Genomic DNA, 16574 nt, shown 5'->3' with positions numbered 1-16574 from the left:
TGACTGCATCAAAAGTAACAACCTAAAATAGCATTTATGTCTGATAAAGCAGCAATTGAGGAGTTAGTTCAACATTACAAGGAGTTAAAAAATGAAATTCATAAAGTAATCGTGGGACAAGACGAAGTGGTGGATCAGGTACTGATTTCCATTTTTTCCCGTGGACACTGCCTGCTCGTCGGTGTACCGGGGCTTGCCAAAACATTACTTGTCAATACCATTGCTCAGACATTGGGACTTTCCTTTAACCGGATTCAGTTTACACCGGACTTAATGCCTTCTGACATTGTAGGTTCAGAAATCCTTGATGAAACCCGCAGTTTTAAGTTCATACAAGGTCCTATTTTCAACAATATTATTTTAGCGGACGAAATCAACCGTACCCCGCCTAAAACGCAATCAGCATTGTTGGAAGCCATGCAGGAACGTTCTGTAACGGCTGCAGGAAAAACGTATCAATTACTGGCACCCTTTTTCGTGTTGGCAACCCAGAACCCGATCGAACAGGAGGGTACGTATCCCCTGCCGGAAGCGCAATTGGACCGTTTTATTTTCAATATCTGGGTAGATTATCCAAGCTACCTGGAAGAGCTGGCAATCGTGCGGGCTACCACAACGGATGCTTCAGTGGAATTAAAACAAGTATTAAGCGGTGAGCAAATTATTCGCTACCAGGAATTAATCCGCCGGATCCCGGTAGCAGATAATGTATTGGAATATGCCGTTAAATTGGTTGGAAAAACACGTGTCAACTCGGAATTTGCAACTCAACTGACCAAGGATTATATTACCTGGGGGGCAGGACCCCGTGCGTCGCAATACCTCATCGTAGGAGCAAAATGCCACGCAGCACTCAACGGAAAATATTCTCCGGATATTGAAGACGTAAAAGCTGTTGCAAAGCCAATCTTACGTCACCGTCTGGTTCGCAATTACCGGGCAGAAGCAGAAGGGTATTCGATGGAGCGTATCATTGAAGAATTACTCTGAAGTCCCTCTCTATCGGACTTTCTTAAAATATCCCTGACACATCCTGTTGGTGATGGAATGGTTTGACCTGATTGAAAAAGTGGATATACCACCGTTGGAACTCTTTTGAGCATACCATACCAGGTGTTTCGTTATTCCGTCTCCTTATAATCAGAACCCCACAACGTCATCCTCAACGAACATGATTCCGAAAAATAAAAAAGGATGCCGTTCAGCATCCTTTCCCACTTCTATGAAGTTTTATTAATTTTTCACACGTTCAACGTAAGTACCTGTGCGTGTATCGATTTTGATCACTTCTCCGTTACCGATAAACAACGGAACTTTTACTTCCGCCCCGGTAGCGATGGTTGCAGGCTTGGATGAATTCGTTGCCGTATCTCCTTTCACTCCCGGCTCTGTATACGTAACCTCGGAAATAATATACATTGGCAATTCCACTACAAGCGGCATTTCTTCTTCTGCATGATACAAGATGTTACAAATCATTCCTTCTTGTAAAAACAATGGTTTTTCGACCATTGTTCTGGGAATATTCACCTGCTCAAATGTTTCATTATTCATGAATACAAATGAATCCGCTTCTTCATACAGGTATTGGTATTCACGGTTTTCAATGCGAACAATCTCAATTTTGTGTCCTGCGGAAAACGTATGATCCAATACTTTACCTGATTCGATCTGACGAATCTTTGTTCGAACGAAAGCGGGGCCTTTTCCCGGCTTCACATGTTGAAATTCAATAACTTGAAATAACTTATCGTTGTGTTTGATACACAATCCGTTTTTAATATCAGCTGTAGTTGCCATTCTTTATTGTTTATTTTCGTTTTTTTCAGGATGCAAAGATAATCTTTTTTCAAAACGAAAAAAATCATTCTACATAGGAATACTGACTCTGAAGGTAGTACCTGCTCCCGGTTGTGATTCAACTACAAATACTTTCCCTTTGTGATACTCCTCCACAATTCGCTTCACCAATGTCAATCCCAGTCCCCACCCTCTTTTTTTGGTTGTATATCCCGGTTTGAAAATCGTTCGGATTTGCTTCGGGGTCATCCCCTTTCCTGTATCCTTGATGTCAATATGCGCCCATTCCGGTGTTGTCGTCAGCACAATTTGTAATTTCCCTTTCCCTTCCATCGCATCAATCGCGTTCTTTGAAATGTTTTCAAGCACCCAGGAAATCAATGACGCACTGTGCGGAGAAATGACATTGCCCTGAACAGACGTTGTAAATTCTATTTGCTTGGAAACGCGTGGTTTCAGGTATTCAATAATTTCCGTCACCGTACCGGACAAATCCGTTGCTTCCAGATTGGCACCACTTCCTATTTTCGAAAAACGGTCTGTGACAATTCCCAACCGGTCCACATCTTTTTGCATCTCCGTCACAATCATCGGATCTGCTTGTTGGGATTCGAGTAACTGAATCCATGCCATCAGGGATGAAATCGGTGTTCCCAACTGATGTGCTGTTTCTTTTGCCATCCCCGCCCAGACCTGGTTTTGCTCTGCTTTCCGGAATGTACTGAACAATACATAGCCAATGAACCCGAATAAACCGATAATCAGGAACTGGATGTACGGGAAATAGTGTAATTGTTTCAATTCCGCACTACTGTCAAAATACAGTACATTTCGCTCGCCGTTGTTGAAATCAATGATCAGTGAATCATTGTTGCGAGCCAATTCTCTGGTCAATACCGACAACTCTTTTTTCATCAACAGTGAATCGGTAATATTTGTTCCGACAATCTGCCGGGTATCCTGATTGATCAGAATAACGGGAACCAATCCTTCATTCTCGATCAATTCTTTGTTGAAAGAACGAAACAGGGAATCACGTTCTTTTTCTAATCGTACAATCTCTTTTGAATCATCATACACATACGTCATAAACAAGTCTTCATACACTTCAACGGTAAACGACGGATTTTTCTTTTTCCAGACTTCGGAAAGCACCCGGAGGGAATCTTCAAACCGTTTTTCAAGCGCTCGTGATGAAAGTTCCGGATAGCGGGGACGCAAGTCAGAAGTATCGAACGAAATATTTCTGAACCCGGAGATGTTCCGTTGGTCATCCAACAAGATCACAGGAATGTTATTATTGTCTTTGACAATCTGCATTGGGAATTCAGGAATAGACAGCGTCGTTGGATTGGCCACTTCTTTTGATGCCTCTACCCACAACTTTATTTTTTCCTGCTCCTTTTCTCTTAGCTGTGTAAAGGTACGGTTGGTCAACTGAATAAGTTCCACCCTTTTCTTGATAGCTCCCGCCCATTGTTTTGCACGCTGACGCTCCTGCTCCCCGACTTTCGATACGATCTGGTTGGAGATAAACAAAGAAACTCCGACCAATAGTAGAGCAACTATCAGCAGGGCAATTTTCCATTTTTGTTTGTTTGAATAAAGATTCATCTTATCTGCCACGCAGGTGAAAACGATAAAAATACTCCTTTATTTATTGGGTTGGGTATTTTTTGGTTAATTTTCCCGTCTGAATTTGATTTTCATTGTATGAACGCGTTAAAAAACAAGCCTTTTCTTATTTTTCTCATCCTGTTCCTGGTTGTTTCCATTCCGTTGTGGACATTGCCCATTAATTTATTTCCGGGGGTAATTTCATATGGCAACGGTATTCAGGACATTACGGAAGATGCACCGCTGAGCTTGTCTTATTTTATCGGATTGGGCTACAATGAAGCAGATATGACAGGCATCAAAGATTTTTACCTGAAACCTTCCGGATACATGCTGGCGTTTATTTTTACGGTTGGAATCCCCGGATTGATTGCTTACCGGTTTTCAAGGAAGAAATAGGTAAGCTATTATTGCTTGGATTAACAGAAAGTGTTACTTATACATTTTACGCAAGGTTCATATGTCTGCTTCCGTATACAATTCGAAGGATCCAAATAACAAGTCATAAAGAGTTGGCTGATAACCATCCCGAAATTTAAAAATAGCATTGGCCCAGTCTTTTTGCTGCTCTAACTCTTCCAGGCTCACAAATTGATAATTGTAAGATTCCATGATGTGAACAATCGACGTGATCCGGGATTGTAATTCTACAGGAAGATCATTTGCACTCACTTGCTCTACCTGAATTTCATCATCGACCAAGCGACGGGAATTAAAAATACAGGTCGCCACCTCTCCTGTTAAACTGAGTTTAAACAACAGCGCCCAGTGAATATGATCCGGAGTATTTTTCAATACACCTACCTCTTCATCTCCCATAAACTCATATGTTCCGTTGATCCATCCTTTTGGGTTCAATATAAGTACAAAATCAGTTGAATGGCTGTAATTCCGATCCAGTAACGGTTCAATTCGGATCGTCAGCTCATCGTCAATTTCGTGAATGATGTCAAAATGTGTTTTCGGGATCATTCGTTCGTCATAGCGTTTTTTCCGGAAGTAGTCAATTACCGTTTCTTTCAGTTGATCTTCGTTCATTTCACGTAGTTATTGATAATTTTCAAAGCGGGCGGGTACCTGTGTGCAGCATAATCAACGGGGGACGTTTCATTGTAATTAAGTGCATTTGCATTCGCCCCATATTCCATCAACAACCGGATGATCTCAAGTAAGCCGGAATCATCTGTTCCTTGATAATCTGCAGCTTCTTCTGCCAATTCTATTGCGTGGTACAATGGGAGTGACAACCCAGGTCGGGTAAAATCGGGATTCGCACCGTTCATTAAAAATAGCTCCACCATTGCAGGAAATCCGGAGTCAACAGCAATAATCAAAGGAGTCGCATTTAACTTATGACATACAAAATTTACCCCCGGACGATCATTTTCTACAATTACTTTTTTGACGGCTTCAATGTCTCCCTCAAAAACACAATCCAAGAACTCATCTTCATTCATATCTTATATAATCTTCTATTAAATTACTATCATTTTACGTGGTAGTTTCTATACATTCTCATAAGAAATTGTCATTATCTACGATTTCAATGGTATACCAATTTACTGCGATCAGGTAATCCATGTGTGTATTCGTCAGAAAATATTCCATACCATAGCACTCTTCCAACAATTGACAAAAATATCGGCCTTTGAAGAGTTTAAAAACAACAGCAACATTTTCACGTGTCTGCTCAAAAAACACCAACAAGGGTTCGTCATTTAATTGTTCAGAAAATGTGTATTCATGCTCACTTAATTTCAACTTGACCGATCGTTCATGCATAATTCCCAGGTGACCTTGTCTTCTGAACGGTTCAAATTTTTCAAAACTTGTATTAATAATTGCAGCTGCAGTTTCTCCGGTTAACAATTCATAGTCTAAGGCAAGTTTTTCAGCGGCATGTTTCAATTCTTCAGCATGATTCATTTATGTTGTTTATTGTTTTTCGGCGATCTTATTTTCCACAGCTCTTCCATGAGCAGTAAAAATAACATAAAAACAAGTTTGCCAACCAACAGATTGAAAAACAAATTCGTTAGTTAACTGATCATAAATCTGTTCTATAATTCGCACAAGATGGATCCATGGTTCAGCTCTTTACAAACGATTACTTCATTCCCATTGAAGCCATTGATGTCATTGAATGAGAATTAACAATATTGAACAGATGGGAAATGATTCATATCGCATCCAAAATTCAGGATGGGACGGAAATAATCAGAATGGAGCTCCCTGCTCCTGAAGGAGTTTATTTTTATACAATCACATTTGTGACCAACTGCTATCAGGAAATCACTCATAAAGGGGACGGTACGATCTGCAGATAAGTACAAAAAACTGGTCTGGATAAGCTTAAAAACAATAACAATTCCTTTATCTCAGTGTATTCGACAGATCAAAACTTTCCATTAACTTTGCAGTTTTTTCAACAACATGTCCAACGTGATTTCCGACACACCTGCACACGATCCCTCCACTATTTCCAACAAACGTTACCGCTTAGCCGTTTTCAGTTATTTCTGCTGTACGGGTATTACATTTGCTTCCTGGGCAAGCCGTATTCCGACGATCAAAGCCGATTTAGGTCTTTCGGAAGGACAACTCGGCACCATGTTACTGATGCTTCCGCTGGGTCAATTATTCACCCTTCCCCTCTCCGGAAAACTGGTTACCCGTTTTGGCAGTGCAAAAGTGCTTTCTATGATGTGCCTGATTTACGGATCGCTTTTGGTAAGCATTTCTTTTGCAACCTCTATTTACATACTGGCACCGATACTGATGGCATTCGGTATTGCCAGTAACATGTGCAACATTGCCGTCAACACACAAGCGGTAGGTGTTGAGAAACTCTACGGTAAATCCATCATGACGACCTTTCACGGCGGATGGAGTCTTGCCGGGTTTACAGGTGCATTGATCGGGCTAATTACCCTGCAATTCAACCTGAGTACACTAACTCATTTCCTGTTCATTTTGGGAATCTTAATTGTTAACACATTGTGGAATGTCCGCTACCTCTTACCCCAGGATGTACAACCCGAAAATCAATCCGGAAAAGAACGGTTCCGACCAGATCGGATTCTGATTCAGCTGGGGATTATCGGGTTCTTCAGTATGGCAACAGAAGGAGCCATGTTTGACTGGAGCGGTGTCTATTTCCAGGAAATTGTCAACGCACCGGAAAAACTGATAATCCTGGGATATACCGCATTCATGATCATGATGGCTACCGGACGGTTCATCGGCGACTTTATGGTAACCCGCTTCGGTTATAAAAAAGTACTCATGATCAGCGGAAGTTTAATGTTTATCGGCATGATCTCCTCTGTTGTATTTCCAAATCTTGTTGTGGCAACCATCAGTTTTATGCTCGTCGGATTAGGAGTTGCCTGCTGCGTCCCGACGGTTTACAGTCTGGCGGGGAAACACCCGTCTATTTCTCCGGGAATGGCCCTCGCCCTGGTTTCCAGCATCAGTTTCTTAGGTTTTTTGATGGGTCCGCCATTAATCGGTTACATTGCTGAATTGTTCAACCTGAGTTGGTCATTTACCTTATTTTCTCTGTTCGGACTGGCAATGGTAATTATCGTTGGAAGGAGTAAAGTGTTCAACACCTTCAAAAGTTAAATTTTCAAGCATCTTTTTAATAAAAAAAGCCTCTGCATTCACAAAGAATACAGAGGCTTTCTAAATCTAGTTAGATGTATTTACAGCAACTGCTGCAATAAAGATCTGAAGTTTACCTTTTGATCGATTACCCGGTGTAAATCTGCAATCGCTACGCGCTCCTGCAACATGGTATCTCTGTCGCGGATCGTTACCGTATTGTCTTCCAATGTCTGGTGGTCGACCATGATAGAATATGGTGTTCCGATGGCATCCTGACGGCGGTACCGTTTTCCCGGAGAATCTTTTTCATCGTACTGGCAACTGAAATCCATGCGCAGGGAGTTGAATATTTCCTGTGCTTTTTCAGGTAATCCGTCTTTTTTCGTCAACGGCATTACTGCAACTTTGTATGGAGCCAATGCCGGGGGAAGTGACAATACGACCCGTTCTGATCCGTCTTCCAGTACTTCATTTTTCAGGGAAGCGCTCAATACTGCCAAAAACAAACGATCCAATCCGACAGATGTCTCTACAACATATGGAATGTAATTTTGGTTCAGTTCAGGATCAAAGTATTGTAGTTTTTTTCCGGAGAATTGTTCGTGTTGTTTCAAATCAAAATCCGTACGCGAGTGAATTCCTTCCAGTTCTTTGAATCCCATTGGGAAATCAAATTCGATATCGGCAGCAGCATTCGCATAATGTGCCAGTTTAATGTGATCGTGGAACCGGTATTTCTCTGCACCCAATCCAAGTGCCAAATGCCATTTTCTGCGTGTTTCTTTCCAGTATTCATACCATTTTAATTCTTCTCCCGGACGAACAAAGAACTGCATTTCCATTTGCTCAAATTCGCGCATACGAAAAATAAACTGACGTGCAATGATCTCGTTTCGGAATGCCTTACCGATTTGGGCAATTCCAAAAGGAACTTTCATGCGTCCTGATTTTTGAACATTCAGAAAATTCACAAAAATCCCTTGTGCTGTTTCCGGTCGGAGATAGATTTTGGAAGCATCTCCGGCAACGGAACCTAACTCAGTAGAAAACATCAGGTTGAACTGACGCACTTCCGTCCAGTTTTTCGTACCTGAAATCGGGCAAACGATTTCCAGGTCCATGATCAGGTTGTAAACACCTTCCAGGTCGTTGTTTTCTAATGTTTCACGCATTCTGTCTTCGATCTCTCTGATCTTTGCAGTATTGCGTACAACGTTGGGATTGGTTGCGACGAATTGAACTTCGTCGAATGCATCTCCGAATTTCTTTTTCGCCTTTTCAATTTCTTTATTGTTCTTCTGAACGTATTTTTCAATGTGTTCTTCAATCAACACATCGGCACGGTACCGCTTTTTTGAATCTTTGTTATCGATCAACGGGTCGTTAAATGCATCAACGTGTCCGGAAGCTTTCCACGTTGTCGGGTGCATGAAAATAGACGCATCTATTCCGACAATGTTTTCATGCAATTGCACCATGGACTTCCACCAATATTGTTTGATGTTATTTTTCAGTTCTGCTCCCAATTGTCCATAATCATAAGCAGCTGCCAAACCATCATAAATTTCTGATGAAGGGAATACATACCCGTATTCTTTCGCGTGGGAAATAACGTCTTTTAATTTGTCTTCTTTTTGTTCCATGGTGAAAATCAATGAAATTTTAATGGTGCAAATATAGCCAGAAATTGGAAGTTTGAAAGCCCCTGAAATTGAAAGATTGGGAAATTGCAATAAAAAACGGGACGACCTGACGATCGTCCCGTTTTCATATAAGTGATTTAAAAAATTACTTCTTGATGAATCGTTTTGTTCCGTTGATGGAGTCAGATGCTACCTGGATAAAGTAAACACCTGCTTCGAAATCACGTACTGACACTTCCAATGTTGTTGCAGAAGTTGTTTCAGAGATCAATAAACGACCGTTCACATCTACAACTGAGATAACTGCTTTTGCAGCTGTCAATCCACTGATTGTAATTGTATTTTCTGCCGGGTTCGGGTACACTGAAATCAATTCAATTGAATTGTCTTCGATTCCCAATCCTGAAATCGCCTGACATGCAGATGTTGTTGAACAATCACCATTTGAAACGATCACTGCATAGTTTCCATTTGCTGTCGCTGTGAATGTTTGGTTTGTTTCTCCTGCGATTGGAGTGTTTCCTGCACAGTTGATCCACTGGTATGTTACACCTGTTGCTTCTGTCGCTGTAATTGTAGCTCCGGAAACAGTTACCGCAGCTGTCGGAGCAGCATCAACTGTTACTGTCGTTGTTTCGATAGCTGCCGCACATGTCGCAGTTGCCGCAATCGTATTTGTAATTGTATATGTTCCTGCTGTACTTGTTGCAAGGTTTACAACACCTGTTGATCCGTTCACTGTCAATCCTGCAGGAGATGCTGTAAATGCACCTGCTGTTCCTGCAATTACAGGAGTTGCTGTTCCTGTAGGACAGTAATTTGTTTCTGCGTACGAGAATGACGCATTTGGATTTGCTGTAACTGTAATTTGTACATTTGTTGTTGCTGCAGGACAAGCTCCTGAAGCTGCAACTGTATTTGTAACCGTATATGTTCCCGCTGTACTTGCTGTCAGGTCAACAATACCTGTTGTTCCGTTCACAGTCAATCCCGCAGGAGCCGCCGTAAATGTTCCCGCTGTACCTGTAATTGCCGGAGACGGGTTCGCAGCGCTTAAACAGTAAGTAGATGCAGGATATGTAAATGCTGCGTTAGAAGCAGTTGTAACCGTTACCTGTACTGTTTCAGTCGCAGCAGGACACGCTCCTGAAGCTGCAATTGTGTTCGTCACATCGTATGTTCCTGCTGTACTTCCTGCCAGGTTAATCGCACCTGTTGTTGCGTTGATAGACAAACCAGCTGGTGAAGATGTAAACGTTCCCGCACTACCTGTCAATACCGGTGAAGGGTTCGTTCCTGTCGTACAGTAACCTGTTTGTGCATAGGAGAACGTTGCATCAGGAGCACTGGTAATTGTAAGGTTTTGTGTAGACGTACTCGGGCAAGCACCAGCTGTTGTATACGTAACCGTGTATGCACCTGATGTACTTCCTGCCACATCAATTTCTCCTGTTGTTGCATTTGCAAATACCAATCCTGAAGTAGAAGAGAATGTTCCTCCTGCTGTTGCCACGGAAGCCGGTGTTACGTTTGCTGATCCTTCACAGATTGTTGAAGAAGCATACGAGAATGCTGCGTTGTCAACCGGGTTGATTGTAACTGAATGTGATTGAAAATCCAAACATGAATTTATAAAACCACCCAATGAAATGATATCCGGAGAGAATGTCCCGGCAGCTGCATAAGTATGTGTCGTATTTCCTGTCCAGATAAGATCGGCTGCAGGTGTTGTTGCAGGGTTTGCATCGTTATCTACGTCCCATACATATGTAGAGTCATTTGTCGTAAATCCAAAGTATTGACGGTATTTTGAATAATTGTACATTCTGTTCCCCAGTTGAGGAGTTGTTGTTGTATTTGTCAATGTAACCGGTGTTCCAAGACAAGCCGTTGTAGGAGTAACGGTAGCTGTTGTATTGATTTGGTAAGAAACAAAAGGCGCAACGATCGGCTCAAAATCAACAGTTTGCCCCAAACCTGTAATGGATGTCATCGCAATCCAGTTTCCATTACTACCTAAAGTAGCGTCATTGGATTTAAAACGTGTCAAGTTTTCGTCTATGATCTGGCCAGGTGCTGCGCTGTTATAAAACGACGTATAGATTCCTCCTGCATTCGTTACATCTAAAACAACTGCATAGTTTCCTGTTACACTGATTGGAGAAGAAAAGTTAATTGAATAAAAAGCTTGTGTCGTACTTGTGATCGTAACAGAACCACTTCCCAAAGCTGTTCCTGTAGGAGTATTTGTCCCATCTACATTGTAAATAGATGCCCGAACAACAACTGTTGGAGCTGCATTAACATTCGTAGAGCGAAAACCTAAAATTTCTACTCCTCTTATCTGCATTCCTGCATACCCGAAAAACATTTGAGAAACAGATTCAGCATCTGATTGCCACAGAGAAAACGTACTAAATCCACTAAGTCCGTTAGGACCAAGTTGTTGTTGTTTCAAGAATGAATAATGCAATGTATCAACACATTGAATCGTTTTGGGTTGATTAGGATCAATTGCTGAACGGTTATGCATCTGATTAACGTTCAATGTAGCAGTTCCTACTGTTTTTTGGTTTGTTTGAGCAAAACCAGTAAAGCTTAAGCCACATAACAGGGCTCCCGCAAATAGTAAATTATTTTTCATAGTTAATTTAGATAATGAGACAAATAAACTAAAACTAAATGACTTAAACAACTATCTGTCTACAGTCGATTTAAAAAATAACAACAAATCATTAATTTACTGTTAAAAAAAACAATGTGTGCAAAAAACAAAAAAGCCCGTAAACACGGGCTTTTCATATCTTTTTATCAGTCGGTTAATGCACCATCAACAATCCTCCTCCGAACAACATAGCAAGAACACAAATTCCCAGCACAATCAATTGCAATGGTGTGGTCTTAAACTCTGACTGTTCAATTTCATTGTCAACACCTGGTTTCTGAAGAATAACAATCACTGTTCTCAGGTAATAGAAAATACCGATCCCGGAGTTCAGAAGTGCAACAGCAATCAGTGCCGGGTTTTGAGAAATGGCATCCGCAAAGATCAGGAACTTCCCGAAGAACCCCATCAATGGTGGAACTCCGGCAAGAGCAAGCAATGCAACTACTGCAACAAAACCAACAAACGGATTGGCACGCCCCAATCCTTTAAAGGCTTCAATGCGGTCTTCCCGGTCGTTTACAATCATCTGTACCGTGATCAATGCAATTGTTGCAAATCCATAGGAGAACAAGTAATACCACAGATTCAATGCGCTGTTGTTTGTCAATACGACCATCGTGATCAGGGAGTATCCGACGTGTGCAATACTTGAATATGCCAACAAGCGTTTGAACCGCACCTGACGGATTGCTGAAAGGTTTCCGACAAACATCGTCAGTATCGCCAGGAATGTCAATGCCGGCATCCAGAAATCGTATAATTCGGAAAACGCAATGGTAAACAATTTAATGAACGCACCGAATGCTCCTAATTTAACAACTGCAGCCATGAATCCTGTCACCGGAGCAGGTGCTCCATCGTATACGTCCGGACTCCAAAAGTGGAAAGGTGCCGCACCGATCTTAAACAAGAATGCAGACAAGATAAATAACAAACCTACATACGCCAATGAACTGATCTGTTCCGCTTCCATGAAGAATTGTTGGATTTCATAGATTTTGAATGTTCCCGTCGCTCCATACAACCATGCGATTCCAAATAACAGGATTCCCGTTGCGAATGCTCCCGTAATAAAATACTTCAGGGAAGATTCGGACGAAAGCGGATCGTCTTTTCTGGCTCCTGCCATTACATAGATCGGAATGGACAAAATTTCCAATCCCAAAAAGAACATAAACATATCCTGGAATGAAACCATAACAATTGCTCCAAAAAGAGAAAAAATCAGCAATCCGATGTAATCCGCTGTGTGATCCAGTCGTGATTTGAATTGTTCAAACCCGGAGAAAATGATCAGAATTGTGAAAATAATTGCAACCAGTGAGAAGAGAATTGCAAATCCATCCATATTTACCCCTTCATATGAACTTAAAAAGTCGGAAGGATGGTACCACTGACAGATCAACGCTGCTGCTGTACCCAACAACCCTAAAACGGATAGTGATAAGGTCAATAACGGCTTCTTTGCAAATCCTACAAATAAGGTAACTAATGCCGTTAAAAATAAAATAATTAAAGCCAACATATCTCTGTGCGATTATTTAACGTTTACGATTTCTATCAATTTTTGCAAGCCCGGTTCTACCATGTCAATCAGGAATTGCGGGTATACCCCTAAGAAAACAACCACAATTGCCACGATGAAGAACGACAACCATTCTGCCCATGTCAGGTCTGGAAATTCAAATCCTTTTGAAGGACCGAACATACTCAACTGGTATGCTCTGAATGAATACACACATGCCAGGATCAAGGTTGTACCGATCAGTACTCCGTACATCCAGTTGTATCCATAAATTCCTTTTATCAACAGGAATTCTCCGATGAATCCGCTTGTCAACGGAACAGATACTCCCGCAAAAATGATGACTGCAAACCAGAATGCAAATTTGGGCGCTTGCTGCGCAATTCCTCCCAATTCCAATAAATTTCTGTGCCCCAATCTTCTGTCAATGATATCTGCTGCCAGGAACAAACCAACGGCAACAAATGAGTGGTTTACAATCTGTACCATTGCTCCTGTCAATGCATCCAGACTCAAAACAATGATTCCTGCTGCAATCAATCCTACGTGAGAAATCGACGCGTATGCAAACAACGTTTTCATATCGTTTTGCTTGATTGCAATAATCGCTGCATAAATAACTCCTATACCCCCCAGTATTACAATTACCTCTGTCATGCAGTGCAATGCTTCAGGTGCTAACGGAATCATCCAGCGAATCATTCCGAACAAGGCCATTTTCAGCATTAATGCACCCAACAACATGGTTCCCGCCATCGGCGATTTTGTATATGTTTCAGGTTGCCATGTATGAAATGGAAACAATGGAATTTTTACTGCGAATGCAATAAAGAATCCTCCGAACACCCAAAGAGCGGAAACGGTTGTCAATTGAGCAGCAACCAAGTCTTCGATCGCGAAAGAAGGTGCGTACGAACGGATATAAATCAATGAGAACAACATTGCCAATGATCCGATAAAGGTATAAATGAAGAATTTCATCAACGCTCTTCGCTTTCCTTTTGCTCCGAACCACAAGAAGATCAGGAACACCGGGATTAATGACAATTCCCAGAAGATGTAGAACAGCAACCCATCCAATGATAAGAACACTCCCAGCAAGGCGAACTGCATGAAAAACACCAATGCGACAAACTTTTTCGATGCGGCAATTGATTGATTATCGTAATTACTCAGCAAGATCAGGAATACAATGACATTTGTCAGCAAGACCATCGTCAATCCGATTCCGTCGTATCCGTATTTCATGAAGAACGGCAATTTGCCTCCCATCATTGTTGTACATGCTTCTACAATCGAAAAGTATTCTGCTGAAGGAACGTAATTCACTGCATGAACAACACCAACTACCACAGAAACCAAAGCTCCGATCAATGCGTATCCTCTAACCGCTTTTTGAGGAATAATCATCGCAACAAGTGCGAAAACGAAAGGTATTAATAGTAATTCCAAAACGCTTAAAATTTAACCAAGTAATAAATAATCAATCCTACAATTCCTGAAACCATCCAGAGGACATACCAGTTCACCCGACCGGACTCCCATTTCTTCACTACCTCCCCTGCTGTTTCAAATCCTTTTGCCACTCCGAAAACGATTCCGTTCAGGAATACGATTTCAAAGAAACGGTATCCTTTTTCAGACAACCATTCAATTGGTTTTACAAAAAGAGCCGTGTAGATTTCGTCGAAATATAATTTGTTGGCTGATACTTTTTCCCAACCTGTCAATTGTGCATCTTCTTTCGGTAGTGATTTTTTCTTGACATATACCTGATAGGAAATTGCCAGCACAGCTAAACACGAAATCACTGCTACGGCCATCAATACCATGATCGTATTCGAAGGTAAGTGTTCCATGTGAATCAAATTCATCCCTGCAACGTTGTGTTCATACAAATGTGTCATGTAATGCGCCTGATCGTGGAGGAACAAGCCCGGTAAATTCAACACACCTCCGAATACGGAAAGAATCGCCAAAATGATCAACGGAACAGTCATGTTTGCAGGTGATTCGTGCAAGTGATGTTTTTGGTGATCCGAACCTCTGAACTCTCCGTGGAATACCAGGAAATACATCCGGAACATATAAATCGCTGTCAGTAATACTGAGAACATCAGTATCAGGTACAAAGGAATGCTTTCAGCAAACGCATATCCTAAAATTTCGTCTTTTGAATAGAATCCGGACAACAACGGGAAACCAGTAATGGCCAATGTTCCGATCAAAAATGTCCAGTGCGTCACCGGAATGTATTTTTTCAATCCTCCCATTTTACGAATGTCCTGTTCGTCAGACATGGCGTGAATGACACTACCTGATCCGAGAAACAACAATGCTTTGAAGAATGCGTGTGTCGTAACGTGGAACATTGCTGCTGTATAAGCTCCCAGTCCCAGTGCTACGAATAACAATCCCAACTGAGAAACGGTTGAATACGCCAATACTTTTTTGATATCGTTCTGGCGCATGGCAATGAATGCCGCCACCAATGACGTTGCCAAACCAATGTACAGCATAACCTTTTGTGTATCCGGAGCCAATTCAAACAAGTAATTGGAACGTACCGTCAAGAAGATCCCTGCCGTTACCATCGTTGCCGCGTGGATCAATGCTGAAACCGGAGTTGGTCCCGCCATTGCATCCGGTAACCACGTGAACAATGGAATCTGTGCCGATTTACCCGTTGCTCCGATGAACAAACACATGGTAATTCCAAACATCATCCAGGTCGGGTTTACAAAATCTTCTGCCGTTACCACTGCTGCAATTTCTGAATATTCCAATGTTCCGAACTGCATCAGCAACAGGAACAATCCGATCAACAATCCCAAATCCCCGACACGGTTCATGATGAATGCTTTTCGTGCCGCAATACCATTCAGGAATCCTTTTTGCTCATCCGCATAGTGGAATCCGATCAATAAATACGAACAGATTCCTACTCCTTCCCATCCGAAAAACAACATGAAATAGTTGCTTCCCAGAACAAGGATTAACATCGAGAAAATAAACAGGTTCAGGTACGTAAAGAATTTTCTATATCCCGGATCGTGGCTCATGTATCCCATGGAGAACAAATGAATCAGTGAACCAATTCCTGTGATGATCAAGGTCATCCAGATGGATAAGTTATCTGCCAGTAATTTCGCGTTCAATGTTAAATCCGGTAAGGAGATAATTGAAAACAGTTTCACTTCAACTGCTTGATCCAACTGAAAGAAAATCGATAATGCGATGAAGAACGATCCGGCAACCAACAAGGTAGCAAGCGATCCGACCACAACTTTCGGAAGTTTGTTTCCAAACACTCCGTTTATAAACCCTCCGATCAAAGGTAGTAACAATACGAGCGGTAGTAATTGTTCCACTGACATACTTATCCTTTTAATTTATTAAACATTCCAACATCCACTGTTTTTCTATTTCTGTATAATAATACAAGGATAGAAAGTCCCACAGTTGCTTCAGCTGCTGCTACAACCATGATGAAGAACACGAACACCTGCGCATCTCCTGTTCCGTGGTACGTTGAGAACGCCACCATCAACAGGTTTACAGCATTCAGCATCAATTCCACACACATCAGGATGATGATGGCATTTTTGCGGATTAAAACTCCTAAAACTCCAATCGTGAAAAGTATTGTTGCGAGAATCACATAAAACTCCAACGACACTCCAGATTTCAACATTGTCGCTAATACCATTGC

General features: G+C 41.6%; 15 protein-coding genes. 4 read left to right on the top strand and 11 right to left on the bottom strand.

Features of this window, described 5'->3' with window-relative positions; translation table 11 throughout:
* The first annotated feature begins 36 nt into the window (after positions 1-36).
* Positions 37-990, top strand: a complete 954-nt coding sequence (locus H9Y05_RS04340) for an AAA family ATPase (RefSeq protein ID WP_216713593.1) — start codon at positions 37-39, stop codon at positions 988-990.
* A gap of 243 nt (positions 991-1233) precedes the next feature.
* Here the strand turns inward: H9Y05_RS04340 and efp are convergent, their stop codons facing one another.
* On the bottom strand, positions 1234-1800 hold the full coding sequence (gene efp, locus H9Y05_RS04335; protein WP_163490864.1) for an elongation factor P: 567 nt from the start codon (positions 1798-1800) through the stop codon (positions 1234-1236).
* Between the two features lie 69 nt (positions 1801-1869).
* Complete coding sequence (locus tag H9Y05_RS04330) at positions 1870-3414, bottom strand: sensor histidine kinase (protein WP_216713592.1); 1545 nt, start codon at positions 3412-3414, stop codon at positions 1870-1872.
* 99 nt (positions 3415-3513) lie between these two features.
* Here H9Y05_RS04330 and H9Y05_RS04325 point away from each other — a divergent pair, with 99 nt between their 5' ends.
* Positions 3514-3816, top strand: a complete 303-nt coding sequence (locus H9Y05_RS04325) for a hypothetical protein (protein WP_163490866.1) — start codon at positions 3514-3516, stop codon at positions 3814-3816.
* Positions 3817-3873: 57 nt separating this feature from the next.
* On the opposite strand, the gene H9Y05_RS04320 is transcribed toward H9Y05_RS04325, so the two are convergent.
* The 3 genes from H9Y05_RS04320 to H9Y05_RS04310 are packed head-to-tail and all read right to left on the bottom strand — an operon-like array spanning position 3874 to position 5343.
* Positions 3874-4455, bottom strand: a complete 582-nt coding sequence (locus H9Y05_RS04320) for a hypothetical protein (protein ID WP_216713591.1) — start codon at positions 4453-4455, stop codon at positions 3874-3876.
* Positions 4452-4874, bottom strand: coding sequence for an ankyrin repeat domain-containing protein (locus H9Y05_RS04315; RefSeq protein ID WP_216713590.1), 423 nt, complete (start codon positions 4872-4874; stop codon positions 4452-4454). Before H9Y05_RS04315 ends, H9Y05_RS04320 begins: the two co-directional genes overlap by 4 nt.
* A 58-nt stretch (positions 4875-4932) precedes the next feature.
* Positions 4933-5343: a hypothetical protein gene (locus H9Y05_RS04310; RefSeq protein WP_163490869.1), complete on the bottom strand. Its 411-nt coding sequence runs from the start codon at positions 5341-5343 to the stop codon at positions 4933-4935.
* Between the two features lie 248 nt (positions 5344-5591).
* Here H9Y05_RS04310 and H9Y05_RS04305 point away from each other — a divergent pair, with 248 nt between their 5' ends.
* Positions 5592-5744 carry a hypothetical protein gene (locus tag H9Y05_RS04305; protein ID WP_216713589.1) on the top strand — a complete coding sequence of 51 codons (153 nt, stop codon included), beginning with the start codon at positions 5592-5594 and terminating at the stop codon, positions 5742-5744.
* Between the two features lie 106 nt (positions 5745-5850).
* Complete coding sequence (locus tag H9Y05_RS04300; RefSeq protein WP_216713588.1) at positions 5851-7044, top strand: MFS transporter; 1194 nt, start codon at positions 5851-5853, stop codon at positions 7042-7044.
* Between the two features lie 80 nt (positions 7045-7124).
* Here H9Y05_RS04300 and H9Y05_RS04295 read toward each other — a convergent pair whose 3' ends face one another.
* From H9Y05_RS04295 to nuoK, 6 genes are all read right to left on the bottom strand, one after another.
* Entirely contained in the window at positions 7125-8669 is a 1545-nt protein-coding gene (locus tag H9Y05_RS04295; RefSeq protein ID WP_163490871.1) for a glycine--tRNA ligase, read from the bottom strand.
* A gap of 145 nt (positions 8670-8814) precedes the next feature.
* Positions 8815-11313: a T9SS type A sorting domain-containing protein gene (locus H9Y05_RS04290; protein ID WP_216713587.1), complete on the bottom strand. Its 2499-nt coding sequence runs from the start codon at positions 11311-11313 to the stop codon at positions 8815-8817.
* A gap of 175 nt (positions 11314-11488) precedes the next feature.
* Positions 11489-12862, bottom strand: a complete 1374-nt coding sequence (locus H9Y05_RS04285) for an NADH-quinone oxidoreductase subunit N (protein WP_216713586.1) — start codon at positions 12860-12862, stop codon at positions 11489-11491.
* 12 nt (positions 12863-12874) lie between these two features.
* Positions 12875-14314, bottom strand: a complete 1440-nt coding sequence (locus tag H9Y05_RS04280; protein WP_163490874.1) for a complex I subunit 4 family protein — start codon at positions 14312-14314, stop codon at positions 12875-12877.
* A gap of 5 nt (positions 14315-14319) precedes the next feature.
* Positions 14320-16239 (bottom strand): NADH-quinone oxidoreductase subunit L, encoded by a 1920-nt coding sequence (gene nuoL / locus H9Y05_RS04275; protein WP_205729551.1) that lies wholly within the window; start codon positions 16237-16239, stop codon positions 14320-14322.
* Between the two features lie 2 nt (positions 16240-16241).
* A complete protein-coding gene (gene nuoK / locus H9Y05_RS04270; RefSeq protein WP_163490875.1) occupies positions 16242-16571 on the bottom strand; it encodes an NADH-quinone oxidoreductase subunit NuoK in 330 nt (109 codons plus the stop codon).
* Between the last annotated feature and the right edge of the window lie 3 nt (positions 16572-16574).

It is taken from the genome of Taishania pollutisoli, assembly GCF_014518315.1.
In the GTDB taxonomy this organism is placed as follows: domain Bacteria; phylum Bacteroidota; class Bacteroidia; order Flavobacteriales_D; family Crocinitomicaceae; genus Taishania; species Taishania pollutisoli.
The sequence above is the reverse complement of the archived record's forward strand: the minus strand, read 5'-3'. Positions and strand labels throughout refer to the sequence as shown.